This window comes from Enterobacter cloacae complex sp. S2, assembly GCF_015159675.1.
In the GTDB taxonomy this organism is placed as follows: domain Bacteria; phylum Pseudomonadota; class Gammaproteobacteria; order Enterobacterales; family Enterobacteriaceae; genus Enterobacter; species Enterobacter intestinihominis.
In genome coordinates this window covers 78,640-91,361 of record NZ_JADDTS010000025.1, presented here as the reverse complement: position 1 = coordinate 91,361, position 12,722 = coordinate 78,640, and the positions used below count along the sequence as shown (strand labels likewise).

Below are 12,722 nucleotides of genomic sequence, written 5' to 3'. Positions count from 1 at the left end.
ATGCCATGCTGGTAAAATATTAAAATCCTCCCCCATAAATCTGAACCACATGACAGGATTGATAGTCAGGCAGTATTTCACATTCATTGCTAAAAAAATAAAAATAAGCATGCATCTTCTCGAAGATTAATTACCTTCCATCTTGTAAAAAAGAATCAAATCCTCTAATAATATCTCGATTCCCGCTTTTTTTAATACATCTTTCCGCTCGGCATATATTTTCCTCAACATATCTTCAAACCCCTTGCCAAGATGAATTTGTTTATGGCAGTTGCAACATAGTGATATGATATTCTCTTCCACATCCAGTGAATTCTCAAAATAGTCTTGCTTTGACATCGGGACAATGTGATGAGGTTCTGTGTAATTTAGAGGAGAGTTTCGCCTTCTGAACGTTGGATGGTCGCAATTAATTTCACATTTATAATCAGCTTTGTTAAGCGCATTTTTTGAAACAGATTTACTTCTTGGGTATGAGAGTCCATTTTTGACTTCTATTGCAGCTTTCTTAGGTTTCGCTTTTTCGCTATACTCAAATGTCTGAGTAACGTCAAAGTGATTACTTTCTTCTAGAGCAGTGATCAAATCATTATCTGAGTAAAAATCAATGCTTGAGCTTTCGTTCGTACTAAAAAAATCTAGTTCTTTTATTGCCTGAACAAGTTCTTCACGGATAGTCCATAAATTTCGCTTTGGGTTTCCTTTAATTTCTCTACTTTTCATGACTGTAATGAATTTTGTCCCGGAAGCAATCTTTCCGACTCCTTTAACCTCGAATCGGCCAAGCTGCTTCTGAACTCTTCCACCCAACCCATTGATTACACCATTAGCACTCATACTGTGCAGGTCGTACTTCTTGCCGATATCGAAACATGTACAGGAATGGTCTGGCTCAATGAACCATTTTTTTAACGCTGCAATACTTTTGTCATCAAAAACTTTTTTATCCCTTAATAAAATCTTCCATTCTTCAACGCTAATATCTATATCACAGACGTATTCACCATCAATTACTTCACATATTTTTTCAATCATGTCCATAACTCTCTTGTAACACAGGCTTTGTAATAATGTAAAATCCGTTACACGGCGTTGTATGTAATGTCATTGTCTCTTGGACTCCTACAGTCCAAAACAACTTTGTGTTTTGTTGTCCAAAAACTTTTTGTTGCCGTGAGTTCTCACTGAGATAAATCTCGCCTTGAGCGTATCACATCAGCAGACTTCCTCTCAACCTTATGGACTTAACCCGGTCATTCTTCACGACAAAGAAAGTACGGCATTTTACATGACGAAGAGACGGTCTCAGCTTCACATGACCGGATAACGTTTTTAATGTACTTCATTATTACGGCACGGGTGTTCAACGAGTATTTTTAAATATTAATCATTTTGTTTAACGGGTGGATACCTACAAATTTTAACATTTACTAATCAAGATAGCAGTTGTACGTACTTTCCCGGCAAAAATCCTGAGGTTTACAGATTCCCTCACCGTAACAGACCCGGTCATTCCCCTGGTCCTCCGGAGAGTCTAGTACGAGTGATAAACGTGAATTCCTGTACCTGAAGTTCAGCCGCTGGCAGATAAGTCGTGAACTATAATTACACTCAGTCAGATCCAAACACCTTTTCATCTGCATATATACTTTGTACATACCAGGAGATTACATGCAGGCACCCGGTATACCGGAGAATGAAGAACAGAGGCTGAAGTCCCTGTATATTACCGGCCTTCTTGATACCCGTGACGATGAGCGTTTTGAACGCCTGACGCGGCTGGCCCGCAAAGCCTTTCAGGTCCCGGTGGCCCTGATAAGCCTGCTGGATCGCGAGCGCCAGTGGCTCCTCGCCTGCCAGGGCGTCGGCGTGCGCGAAACCCCGCGTAACATCTCGTTCTGCGGGCATGCCATTCTGCAGGAGGGGCCCTTCATTGTTCACGACGCAGCTGCTGATGAGCGGTTCCGTGACAATCCCCTGGTCACCGGTGAGCCCCACATCCGGTTCTACGCCGGCCAGCCGGTGAACCTGCCCGACGGCACGGTGGCCGGCACGCTGTGCCTGATCCACACCGTTCCCCGCGCCTTCACGGATGATGACATTGCGTCCCTCCGGGATCTGGCCTGTATCGTGGAAGACGAATTCGAGGCCATCAGCATGGCCATGACGGACAGCCTGACGGGCATTCCCAACCGGCGCGGGTTTTACCGCGCCGGCGAAAAACTCTTCCGCGCGATGAACCGGCAGGATGCGTCGTTCAGCCTCATCTATTTCGATCTGGACAGGTTCAAACCGGTGAACGATCTCTGGGGACACGCAGAGGGAGACGAGGTGCTGAAGGTTTTTGCCGGCTTTTTACATCAGCACCTCGAACCGGGCGAAATAGCAGGCCGCCTCGGCGGGGATGAGTTTGCCGCCCTGATCCGGCGAAACGGGAACACGAGTTCTTTTCTGCAAGCGCTGAGTGCCAGTTTGGATCATTACAATGACACCTCGGGTAAGCCCTACAACATCAATTATTCCTTTGGCGAACTGATCAATAACGCAGACCAGTACGCGACGCTGGCGGAAATGATCGGCAAATGTGACGAAGTGATGTACCTGAAGAAAAAACGAAAGACCCTCTCCCGGAAAGCAGAACCGTGACGCTTTCCTTCCCGGCTGATCCCCTGCCCCGGGGTTCAGCCGGACGGCAGGAACAATATATTTAACCTCATGGCGCATAAAGTCATTTATATTTGCTCATGGAGCAATAATCCTCTCATCGCAACAATTACTCGTTTTTTGTGTCCATGCTGCAATAATTCCTCTCTTCCTCTCCCGAGATCTGAAAAATAGGCAAAGTCGGAAATATCACGCTCGGCTGCCTGGAGGGAACTTGAATGCGGGACGGCCGTTAACAGCATGAGCAGTGACTTTCATTAGGTTTGGTTATTCAAAGCTGGATGCACATCGCAGTTAGCTCCCGGACAGAATGGGAGCCCTGATTTTCCCTTTTTCAAATGTGGAAATGATTTACGTCAAACCGGAACGGGGCTTATAATCAGCTGTCGTCACCTCGGGTGTTCCCCTCTGCGCTTTTTACCGCCTGTAAATGGTTACAGGGACTTCCGGCAGTAGCCGGACTGTAAAAGGAAACCCGCCATGAAACCGAAAATTGTACCCGTTCTACGGTATACACGTTTTCGTTTCGGGCGCGTAGAGCATGTGCGTAATCACATGCGCTCGCTCCCGACGCGTTAAGTGAACGGTACCCGCAGGTGACGATACTCTTTGTTTACGCCTCTGTTTCCGGCCGTTCTTCGGATTCACCCATCATGGCAAGATAGTGTTCATGGTCATCAGTGTGAATAAACACTTTCCTGAACATGTTCAGATAGCGTTCCTTATCGATGACGCCGGTTGAGAAAAGATTTCTACCGTCCGAATGCGAGTGGCGGTTGATGGCCCGGTAAAATGAATCATATTCTCCGGCATCGCTGTGTTCCGTTGCCAGAGACTCCAGGGCTTCTTTAAGCTTTTCATTCTTGCAGGAAAAGCTGAAATAATACTCCAGAATATTCCTCATCGTATTGAACAGCACCACGGGCTGGGTTTTCGCATCCCTGACGTCTTTCAGTGTCTGCCATAACGCCTGATATTCATTGAGCATTTCGTGCATGGAAAGCGTTTCGCAGGAACTGTAATCCGACTTGATGATGCGAAACAGCGACCAGTTTGCTGGCGCTTTCCTGCCATCCTGCAGGCGGCCGCTGTTCAGCAGCATCTCCTGGAAGAAAAACATATTATGCGTCAGTATCACCACATGTCTCGCTGCAGCGGCCTTAATTATCTTCCGCTTAATGAGTGCTGCAACTTCATAGATATAGTTATGTGACAGGCTGGAAATCGGGTCATCAATCACAATGAGTTTATTTTCCGGATGGATGGTTTCCGGGGTAAGACTGCCCGAACACGATTCGATGAAATAGAGAAAAGCAACCATTGTTTTCTCACCCTCACTGAGGGATTTGAAGACTTCCGCCTTTTCTGGCTCGCTTCCCCGGCTAAGACGGTACAGTTTCATCTCTGCATCATGGCAGATGATTTCAAAGCCGGTGATCCCCAGCAGCCTGAGATTCGCATTGATACTGTTAATGGTTGGCTGGATGTCGGAGAGCTGTCCGGTCAGCCTGTTCGTCTCATCATCCAGTGTTTTCTTACTGGCAGCCAGGGCGCCGACTTCACGCAATCTGGTGTCGATTTCGTTCTGCAGTTCGCCAAGCTGCCGGTCACGCCCGGCAAAGAACTCCTCACAAATTCCCCTGAGGTGCGCCATAACTTCCGTATACAGGTTCTGTTTTTCCTGACTGAAGTTTTCAGCAAGACGGTTGTTTTCCCGTACCCGGATATTTAAAACGTCCACTTCCTTCCGGAGCTGCACCAGGGGATCCTGAACGTTCTCGGGTTGTACCTGCCGGGAAGGCTCTTTAATTTTAGTAAGGAGCTGCTGTAACAGGATCCGGAAGCCTTTATTGACCGTTTTCACCAGGCTTAAAATCTGACTGTCCTCATCAACGAAAGCATGGGTCGTAACACGGCGTTCTAATTCGGCCAGGGCATCACAGTCCTGAGCAAGTCGTTCTGCGGCCTGGCTCAGCGCCCCGAGAGACGTCTGGTATGACTCATCAAACATCTGAATGAGTTCGCGCGAAAAGGCCGTGACATCCAGGGACTGCTGGCAGAATGGGCAGATATCGTCGTGTATATACTGCTGTCCCTGGCGCACCCAGTCAGCATTACCGATCTTCTGAATGAGAGCAGAGAATTGCGTACTGCTTGCAGGCATCACGGGTTCCTGCATCAGTGTCAGGGTGTCTTCCGTTAAAACAGTTGTCGGGGGAATATGAATTTCGGCGACAAGCGTTCCTTCGCTCTGACTTAACATCCGCCATTTATCCGCCAGCGCCTCAGCCGTGGTGCTAACCTCCGACAGCGGTGTTGCCACCATACGTTCGTAAAACGATCGTTTAATTTTAGCGCCATCCAGGAAATCGCTGAGGATTTTCCTGTCATTGACTGTCCGGTTGAAAATATCTTTGGCACAGCTGTCAGTGACCGTTTCCTTCATACCTTCCTTCTCGGCGATCTCCTCATTCAGCTTATCTGTCCGGGCACTCAGTTTTGCGCTTTCTTTATTATTACTGTTTATTTTGTCCTGGCTTTCCTGATTGGCCTCGCTGAGGGTGAAGATCCCGGGCTGATAGTCAGAACGGGTGAACTTACTGTCAATGTATTCCTGATTAAAGACCTGAAAGTGGCTGACGTGCGGGCTCTCAAAGGTGCAGTGCCGGTATTTATCCGCCTGCCGGTCATAGAAATAGCCTGATACCGTGGATTTTCCTGAGCCGTTCTGGCCATAGATGAGTGTCACCTTACTGCTGAGATCAAAGCAGATATCCCTGTCAGGCGCGTAGCTTCTGACGCCCCGGATCCTGAGTTGAGCCATTTTTTTCTCCTTGTTGTCCCTGAGTTTGCCCAGTCTTTCCATCGTAGCCCACTTTGCATTCGGGTTATGTCATCCCGATCAGATTTATCTTAACCACTCCTGCGCGCTAAACCTGACATGACAGGACGGGATAGATCGCGGAATTTGTTTTGGTGTATTAATGCAGAACTGGCAACAAAAATAATGTTTTTGTGCGCTTTGGTTATTAATACCTTAATAACAATAATCTCATTACATTATTGCTTAATATGCAGCAGTATCTTTCCTTCGTCTTGAAGATCCGAAAACCCTGAGTTCCGGATCACGGCGATTTTCTGCGCTGATTTGTGAAACGAAAATTAAAAATGTGCTACACTTTAAGTAGTTAGATAACTTTCACCCTCTCCGCATCAGACCGACCTGACGAGTAAATCCTGTTAATCTGTTCATCATCGCTTCCGAAAACTTTGCTATTATGAATTTTTCGGAAGTCTAAAAGAGTGAGATCCGGTAATTGCGGGCGGTGACTGTTATTCTGCTAATCACTGCGGGCGGGCAACGGAATGTTCTGCTGGCGATGATAAATAAATAGAACTAATAGATATTAAATAATAAGGAAGTTGATTATGAATATGAAAATTACACTGAGTGTTTTATTTGAGGCTCTCATAATCCTTGGGCATGACAGAGTCTGGATGGAAGAATCGGAGTTTGAGCACATATACGGATACGGCTGCTACCGTGAGATACACACTTGGGACGATCGCACAGTTGCCTGGTGGGATGATGCTGATGACACATGGTATCTGTCCACAGAAGTCGATGTGATAACTCCTTTCCTTGGCCCTCTCCCAAAGAAAGAAGGAGAGCTCTCCGAGGAAAAATGCTTCCAGTTAATGACTCTTGGTCGCTACTGATAGCCGACAGCAGCATTTAATGAGTGGTCGGCTGGACACCCTCTGGCGGCCACATGTCACTCGATAGTGTAGTCCGGCGGGATTTCTCCTTGAAGATGATCCAGACATTAACGTAAAGGATACAGGAACGATGTGTAAACTGACCGGTTTTATAATGGGGCTGACGATCCTGCTGGGTGTGACTGCACGGGATGCAGGGGCGGCAACGCTCAGTGAAATGCGGATGGTTAATGCCAGTCAGAAACCCGGGATGGTGATTATCTGCAGCCGGACCTCGGAGATTCCGCAGAAAGGTGAATCCCCCGTTCGTATAGAAAGTCTCCTCAGGGGCGTGGTACTGCAGAACGACGGTGATCGCATGATGTTTGACGTGACCTATACACAGCGAAACGCTGAAGAGAGTATTCCTTTTCGTACGGAAAAATACCGGCTGACCACTGAGCTGGAAGCCACCCGCCAGAAAATGGCCATCGATCCTGAGACGATAGAACTATCGCTTCCGCGTGCCCGCGGTCTTGAAGAAACTTTTCTCGCGGGGATGAAAGCAAGCCCGGTTTCGTTTGAAGATTACACCAATTACCGTGTCAAATCTGCTACCGAGTATCTGATCCTGCCGGGTCCGGCATCCCCGGATGCACCGGTGATGCACTGCACACTCTAATGACAATGGTGACATAACATGATGCCAGCACTGCCAGGCCATAGCGGGGCTTTTTCCTCTGCTCAGCTGCCGGTGGCCATCGATTACCCGGCCGCGCTGGCACTGCGCCAGATGGCGCTCGTTCAGGACGAACTGCCGAAATACCTGCTGGCGCCGGAAGTGAGCGCCCTGCTCCACTACGTGCCCGATCTTCACCGTAAGATGCTGCTGACCACCCTGTGGAACACCGGCGCCCGTATTAACGAAGCACTGGCCCTGACCCGGAGTGATTTTTCCCTGGCCCCGCCCTACCCGTTCGTGCAACTGGCAACCCTCAAACAGCGGGTGGAGAAAGCGGCCCGAACGGCCGGCCGTGCTCCGGCCGGCAGCCAGCCTCATCGTAACGTTCCGCTTTCCGATCCGCAGTATGCCCGCCAGCTGGAAATGATGGTGGCCACCCTGAAAATACCGCTGGAACGCCGGAATAAGCGCACCGGCAGAACGGAAAAGGTGCGCATCTGGGAGATCACCGACCGTACCGTTCGCACCTGGCTGGGCGAAGCTGTTGAAGCGGCAGCCGCCGACGGGGTGACGTTCTCCGTGCCGGTGACGCCACACACGTTCCGCCACTCCTACGCCATGCACATGCTGTATGCCGGAATTCCGCTGAAGGTGCTGCAGAGCCTGATGGGGCACAAGTCGATCAGCTCGACGGAAGTCTATACAAAGGTATTTGCGCTCGATGTTGCTGCAAGGCATCGTGTGCAATTTTCAATGGCAGAGGCTGATGCTGTTGCCATGCTGAAAAAAAGATAACTAAATTTGTCAAAATTTACAGACAGTTGTAATGACATCCACTTATTCGATAATAAATTAATCTTGCGTTACGTGAAAACTGACAGGGGTCCAGGCTGTACCAGGCCGGAATTCACGTAACGCACTTTACGTCTTCTTCATTACTTACCTTTTCGTTCCGATCCTGTTCATCCCTGCATTGCCCCCTTTTCTTCATAACGCATTTCACTGTTGCCGAAAGCCCATGGGGTCGACTTTGCGACCGCGGCCGCACTCAGAAGGATGGCCACTTTAACCGGCGCCACCCTGGCGTACCTACTCGTCCCCGAAGTGAGAGCCCTACTCTTCTATATGCCGGATCTTCACCATTAAATGCTGTTCTCTACTTTCTGGAACACGGGAGTGCGGATCAGTGAATCCCGGACGCTGCCCCCGGAATCCTTTGATCTCGGTGGGTTAAGACCCTTTGTGAAAGTACTGGGCTAAGGGCATCCGCCCTGACGAACAATATTGACTAAGTGATGAAAGTAAACATATCGCAGTGAAGATGTTGAGCAGACTGCCCGCTCTTCCACACACCGCAGTCAATATCAATACTCCGGTAGGCCTATCCGCATATCGCAGTCAAGGCAAGCAAAACCTAAACGGAATGATGAATCAGTATAAATTGACTGTGGTATGCGCTCTGCATACCACAGTCAACAAACTCTAAAACGGCATTCCTCAGTCATTTCCCGGTTTCACGCTGGCGAGCGCTTTTGCTAGTTTCTGAGGATCAATACCTGCAGCCTTCAGGGCTTTAATAACTTCGTCATAGTTCTGCTCAGGTACTTCCTCTTCCGGCTCACGGGGAACAACGACCTTGCTACTGATGAGTTTCGGATTACGGTAATGCACGCTGAAGTAGGTGGCCCGGCCGCGTTTGAATTCGGTGTAATCCAGATAGCCGATATCCTTCAGCTGCGCCATGGCTTTGCGCACCGTGTGGTTCTGCGTGTAGAGGTTAGACGTCAGGTTGAGTCTGTCTCGCATACGCTTCATGGAGATGGGGGCCGGATTCTGTGGCAGACTTTCAATGTAGGTATAGAGTGCCTGTGCGGACTCCTTGCGCTGCAGGGCATCAATGGCTTTCAGACGCAACAGGACCCGCCTGTCCATCTGATAAAGCTCAAAGAGCTTGGGCTCTGCCCTGATCTCCACGACATCGGCAGTGATGTCGTAATAGGCAGACTGAACCAGGTGCGTAGTCCACCCTTTCGTTTCACTCTGAAACTTGAGGGTTACGGATGCCAGCTTGAACAGGGAGTTGCTTATCCTGTCACGCATTTTCTTGTTAGAGCGCCGGGAGTCAAAGCCACACATTTTAACAAACTCAACAAAAGACAGCTTGAGCGTGTCATCCTTAACGCCAAAATCATACATTGAACGGATGATTCCAAGCCAGACTTTGAAGTCCGTATCCATATCGAGGCGCGATCCGGTGATCCTGACATCGGTATACCCTTCACTCCGGGCAATGGACAGCTGTACGAGCTCCTCAGTCGCATCCGTGACGTTTTTGCGGTTCGTCTTACTCCTAGAGGTCGATTTGAGGGTAGGAACGAACAGACCAAGCCTCATGAGCGCAACAGGCTGAACAGTACTGGCGCTGTTGACATCCAGCTTAACAACTTCACCCGTTGTCTTATTGACCTCCTGAAGATTCAGGGGTAACTCATTATTTTCCATAGCCATTTTATTAACCCGCGGTTATCCACAAACGAAAGTATATACGCATATCACAGTCAACGGAAATACATACCCCAGTTAATACAATTGCATACCGCAATAGTTGATCTCGCACACAACAGTCAACATACCACACACCACAGTTAATGAAGATAGTCTCCAGGCTCAGGCGTAGCGGGGCGCTAAACGATCCGGGGATCTCTTTTTGATCTCAACATGATCTCCTTAAGGATCAATTACTGGATCGAAATATGGAATAACAGCCAGCATCCAATACATATGGACCACTGACATGACACAATGTGAATCTTGGTACAACAACCCAGTAATACAACACCAGGAAAGGCAATAGTCTTGACTGTGATATGCAGAAAAATGCATGTCATTACTCTTCCCTATTCCTATTCAGCTTCATACCGCAGTCAATAATCTGCATACTATAGTCAATTCCTTACCATTCAGTTCCTTCCAGTGGAGCTTCGTTAGCTTCAGAGCGTCAGCCACACCTTGTTAGTACGGAGTAATTCCGCTTCCTCGACGCATGCGCCTACGCGCGCATACTTTCTGCGGCGAGCGGATGATATTGACTGAAGCATGCGGCAGCCTTTCAGGCGGATGCTGAACTGAACAAGACTATATTTTGATCGGCTTTGCAATATTTAAGACGGTTTGCAACTTTAATGTTGCTTTGCGCCTTTTACCAAGATTTAATAGATTAATGCAAAGATAATAATAAGGAACAAAGAATGGGACTGATGGAAACGCTTGACCAGTGCATTACGGCCGGTCATGAAATGACGAAAGCTATCGCGATTGCACAGTTTAACGATGATAGCCCGGAAGCCAGGAAAATTACCCGTCGCTGGCGTGTGGGTGAGGCCGCCGATCTGATTGGCGTTTCTTCTCAGGCAATCCGTGATGCAGAAAAAGCAGGACGCCTTCCCCATCCTGATATGGAAATGCGTGGACGTGTAGAGCAGCGGGTGGGCTACACCATTGAACAAATCAACCATATGCGGGATGTATTTGGCACCCGTCTGCGCCGTCCTGATGACAGCGTTCCGCCCGTCATCGCGGTGGCAGCACATAAAGGGGGTGTCTATAAGACATCTGTATCTGTACATTTGGCACAGGACCTGGCGCTGAAAGGGCTGCGAGTACTGCTTGTCGAAGGGAACGATCCTCAAGGCACAGCCTCCATGTACCACGGCTGGGTCCCTGATTTGCATATCCATGCCGAAGACACACTGCTGCCTTTTTATCTTGGTGAGCGCGATGATGCAGCCTATGCCGTCAAAGCCACCTGCTGGCCGGGTCTCGACATCATACCTTCATGCCTGGCTCTGCACCGCATTGAGACAGAACTAATGGGAAGGTTTGACAACGGGAAACTGCCGACAGAACCTCATATGATGCTTCGCCTGGCCATCGAAACAGTGGCCCATGATTATGATGTCATTGTTATCGACAGTGCACCGAACCTCGGTATTGGTACCATCAATGTCGTCTGTGCTGCAGATGTACTCATCGTGCCAACGCCAGCAGAGTTATTTGATTACACCTCTGCCCTTCAGTTTTTTGACATGCTGCGCGACCTGTTAAAAAACGTGGACCTGCAGGGTTTTGAACCTGACGTTAGAATTCTTCTGACCAAGTACAGCAATAACAATGGCTCACAGTCACCCTGGATGGAAGAACAGATCCGCGATGCCTGGGGAAGCATGGTACTGAAAAACGTTGTTCGCGAGACCGACGAAGTCGGTAAAGGTCAGATCCGTATGAGAACGGTGTTTGAGCAGGCTATCGATCAGCGCTCATCTACAGGAGCCTGGCGAAATGCGCTGTCTATCTGGGAGCCTGTCTGTAATGAAATTTTTGATCGCCTGATTAAACCTCGCTGGGAGATCAGATAATGAAACGTGCACCAGTCATTCCAAAACATACCGTAAAAGATATCCGCCCCGAAACTGAACCTTCAGCGGCACCCGCTGCACCGATGGTTGATTCATTAATTGCACGGGTTGGAGCCATGGCCCGCGGGAATACCATTCTGCTTCCGGTTTGTGGCCGGGAAGTGAAATTTATTCTGGAAGCGATCCCGGGCGAGAGTGTTGAGACGGCATCAAGAGTCTGGTCAGGTAATGAACGTGACCAGGAACTACTGACCGAAGACGCGCTTGATGATCTGATTCCATCTTTTATGCTGAGTGGTCAACAGACGCCTGCGTTCGGACGAAGGGTAGAAGGTGTCATTGAAATTGCTGATGGTAGTCGCCGTCGTAAAGCCGCCATACTGACATCATCAGATTATCGTGTTCTCGTCGGGGATCTCGATGACGAACAGATGATGGCTTTATCACGGCTGGGTAATGATTATCGTCCTGTCAGCGCTTATGAACGGGGCAACCGTTATGCACAGCGGTTGGAAAATGATTTTAACGGCAATATCTCTGCTCTGGCTGAAGCTGAGAATATTTCCCGTAAAATCATCACGCGTTGCATCAACACGGCCCATTTGCCAAAATCAGTGGTTGCCCTGTTTACTCATCCTGGTGAACTTTCCGCCCGCTCTGGGGAGACGCTGTACAAAGCATTTTCGGGAAAAGAAGCTTTATTGTTGCAACGGACACAACAGCTTCATGAGCAAAAGAAAGCGGGAGTTATCTTTGAATCCGAGGAAGTTATTGGTTTACTGACGGATGTTCTGAAAGAGCCATCAGGTAAAAAAGTAAACCTTAATACCCGTCATCAATTTGTACCTGGTGCGACAGCCCTATACAAAGGCGATAAGGTGATTTTTAATCTCGATAAATCTCGTTTGCCTGCCGAGTGTATCGAGAAGATAGAAAGCATACTGCGCGACTTACAAAAAGTTTAGCCTGTTTAATGATACACGCGAGAGTCTTCATTAATTTCCAATATCCTTAATGCGTTACATGCTGCTTCGGAATATATACATCCGAAGCAGTTATTTTCTGCACTATAGCCCAGTGTTGTTAAAAAGATCTGTTTACTTCTCCCAACCTGATTGTTACCACAATCTAAAGATCCAGTTTTTTCTAGTTTTCCTTAACTAGTTCCGCAGTTCACCCCTCAACCTGCATATCAGAACTCAGACGGTAACCCATCCCGGAATACTGATTTCATACACCAGATTAACTGGGACCACGGTCCC

9 protein-coding genes and 1 pseudogene are annotated in these 12,722 nt (G+C 48.5%); 7 read left to right on the top strand and 3 right to left on the bottom strand.

Features of this window, described 5'->3' with window-relative positions; genetic code table 11:
- Window positions 1–126 precede the first annotated feature (126 nt).
- Window positions 127–1,035: an HNH endonuclease gene (locus IPZ49_RS13215; protein ID WP_001372261.1), complete on the bottom strand. Its 909-nt coding sequence runs from the start codon at window positions 1,033–1,035 to the stop codon at window positions 127–129.
- A 636-nt stretch (window positions 1,036–1,671) separates the two neighbouring features.
- On the opposite strand from IPZ49_RS13215, the gene IPZ49_RS13210 reads away from it, so the two are divergent.
- Window positions 1,672–2,646 carry a diguanylate cyclase gene (locus IPZ49_RS13210; protein ID WP_023327686.1) on the top strand — a complete coding sequence of 325 codons (975 nt, stop codon included), beginning with the start codon at window positions 1,672–1,674 and terminating at the stop codon, window positions 2,644–2,646.
- Between the two features lie 631 nt (window positions 2,647–3,277).
- On the opposite strand, the gene IPZ49_RS13205 is transcribed toward IPZ49_RS13210, so the two are convergent.
- Window positions 3,278–5,488, bottom strand: a complete 2,211-nt coding sequence (locus IPZ49_RS13205) for an AAA family ATPase (protein ID WP_063932882.1) — start codon at window positions 5,486–5,488, stop codon at window positions 3,278–3,280.
- Between the two features lie 605 nt (window positions 5,489–6,093).
- Between IPZ49_RS13205 and IPZ49_RS13200 the strand changes: the two genes are divergently transcribed.
- From IPZ49_RS13200 to IPZ49_RS13185, 4 genes and pseudogenes are all read left to right on the top strand, one after another.
- A complete protein-coding gene (locus tag IPZ49_RS13200; protein WP_013087126.1) occupies window positions 6,094–6,384 on the top strand; it encodes a hypothetical protein in 291 nt (96 codons plus the stop codon).
- A gap of 130 nt (window positions 6,385–6,514) precedes the next feature.
- Window positions 6,515–7,045, top strand: a complete 531-nt coding sequence (locus IPZ49_RS13195; protein ID WP_013087127.1) for a hypothetical protein — start codon at window positions 6,515–6,517, stop codon at window positions 7,043–7,045.
- Between the two features lie 18 nt (window positions 7,046–7,063).
- Complete coding sequence (locus tag IPZ49_RS13190) at window positions 7,064–7,840, top strand: site-specific integrase (protein ID WP_015572054.1); 777 nt, start codon at window positions 7,064–7,066, stop codon at window positions 7,838–7,840.
- Window positions 7,841–8,041: 201 nt separating this feature from the next.
- Window positions 8,042–8,299, top strand: a pseudogene (locus IPZ49_RS13185) (site-specific integrase); the annotation flags it as partial.
- 243 nt (window positions 8,300–8,542) lie between these two features.
- On the opposite strand, the gene IPZ49_RS13180 reads toward IPZ49_RS13185, so the two are convergent.
- A complete protein-coding gene (locus IPZ49_RS13180) occupies window positions 8,543–9,553 on the bottom strand; it encodes a RepB family plasmid replication initiator protein (RefSeq protein WP_015572055.1) in 1,011 nt (336 codons plus the stop codon).
- 740 nt (window positions 9,554–10,293) lie between these two features.
- Here IPZ49_RS13180 and sopA point away from each other — a divergent pair.
- The gene (gene sopA / locus IPZ49_RS13175; RefSeq protein ID WP_023327689.1) at window positions 10,294–11,460 is read left to right on the top strand and encodes a plasmid-partitioning protein SopA; all 1,167 of its coding nucleotides are present in this window, start codon (window positions 10,294–10,296) and stop codon (window positions 11,458–11,460) included.
- The gene (locus IPZ49_RS13170; protein ID WP_013087134.1) at window positions 11,460–12,425 is read left to right on the top strand and encodes a ParB/RepB/Spo0J family plasmid partition protein; all 966 of its coding nucleotides are present in this window, start codon (window positions 11,460–11,462) and stop codon (window positions 12,423–12,425) included. The genes sopA and IPZ49_RS13170 overlap by 1 nt, the downstream gene beginning before the upstream one ends.
- Window positions 12,426–12,722: the final 297 nt, after the last annotated feature.